The organism is Muribacter muris, from assembly GCF_001038205.1.
Lineage (GTDB): Bacteria > Pseudomonadota > Gammaproteobacteria > Enterobacterales > Pasteurellaceae > Muribacter > Muribacter muris.
Window position 1 is genome coordinate 1 of record NZ_JWIZ01000092.1, and the last position, 1,325, is coordinate 1,325.

Here is a 1,325-nt window from a genome sequence, read left to right on the forward strand (position 1 = left end):
TAAAAGCGAGCGAGATAAGTTTTGCGAAAAAAGTGAGATAATTTACTTCTCGACTTGTTTCACATACTGCAACAGTCTTACATTTTTATCCCCAGCTCACAATATCGCCTATCCGCTTTATCTTCTAAAACAAGACTTGATATGTCCTTTGAAGAGAGCAATCCTGTACACACATTAAGCAAAACAGGAAACCTCCAATGACGACTTTCACAATGCGGACAGAACAGGAAATGATGCAGGAATTAGCTCTGATTGCCGTAAAAGAACAAGCTGACTTTATCACCGACGGCACGCAGTACTCTCTACCAAACGGACGCGGCACCACCTTTGTCTATAATATTGCCTTCTTGGACATTCGATTTATTGACGATAATCGCAAAGACAGTGTCGTTAAATTCACTTCGACACTTGCCCCTTTCGCCCCACCGTTTTACTGTTTACTCTCCGAATTAAACAATGAAACATAAAGATCTTTTACTTAAAACGCCCTTTAAACTTCACCTAAAGGGCATTTTCATTAAAATTTATACACCAAATTATCTTCGTATTTGCTCGAATAGCAGACGCTTGTTTGTAGCGTCATCCGATTGTACTTTTCAAAAGCCTGCCAATTCTGCCATTTATCTTCGATCATTGCGTCAATAAACCGGATAAACTCCGATTTGGTTGAACTGAAGAAAATATACGGCGGACGGGTTAAGTGAATCAGCCGTAGGAAATCAATTAAGTCAAAATAGTGTACCTGCTTATAACTTGCCTGATGTGTGCAGAGATAGGGTGGATCAAGCACAAACAGCGTTTTTGCTTGATGTTGATATTTGGGTAAAAGCTGATGAAACGACTCGCTGACAGCTTCCACACCGTCCAAATAGCCAGTTGCTTCGGGATAGTCGCTTTTACGCACGCAATGCCAAAAATCCTCTTTAAATAATTCATCAAGACTGCTGACTTGTTGCCCGCTAAACAGCAGCCACGAACACAGAATATGCGGGTCTTTATAGCCGTCAAAGGCGTTGATTGCCTCAATGATTTGCAATTTTTTCGTTTTATCTAACCGCTTGCCTTTCGGCAAATCCGCGACTAAACCGAAAATAATCCGCCGTAAGCGGTTGATGTCAGCGATATATTTCAGCCGTTCGGCATAACCGTCAAAATCATTGTAAATCACCCGTGCCAATGGCTTTTTACGCTTTGCGGTATGCGAAAGCAAACCGCTCCCACCGAACACATCAATAATCGTCCAGCCTTCGCCGTTAACTTCGATATTTTCAGCCGGCACCGCATCAAAATGTTTGGGAAATTAACCAATAAAGAGTTAAGCAATT

2 protein-coding genes are annotated in these 1,325 nt (G+C 41.7%); one reads left to right on the plus strand and one right to left on the minus strand.

Annotated features, from left to right (window positions below; genetic code table 11):
• Positions 1-197 precede the first annotated feature (197 nt).
• Entirely contained in the window at positions 198-467 is a 270-nt protein-coding gene (locus tag RO21_RS11210; RefSeq protein ID WP_047977868.1) for a hypothetical protein, read from the plus strand.
• A 50-nt stretch (positions 468-517) separates the two neighbouring features.
• Here the strand turns inward: RO21_RS11210 and RO21_RS11215 are convergent, their stop codons facing one another.
• Positions 518-1,279: a hypothetical protein gene (locus tag RO21_RS11215; RefSeq protein ID WP_047977869.1), complete on the minus strand. Its 762-nt coding sequence runs from the start codon at positions 1,277-1,279 to the stop codon at positions 518-520.
• Positions 1,280-1,325 lie beyond the last annotated feature (46 nt).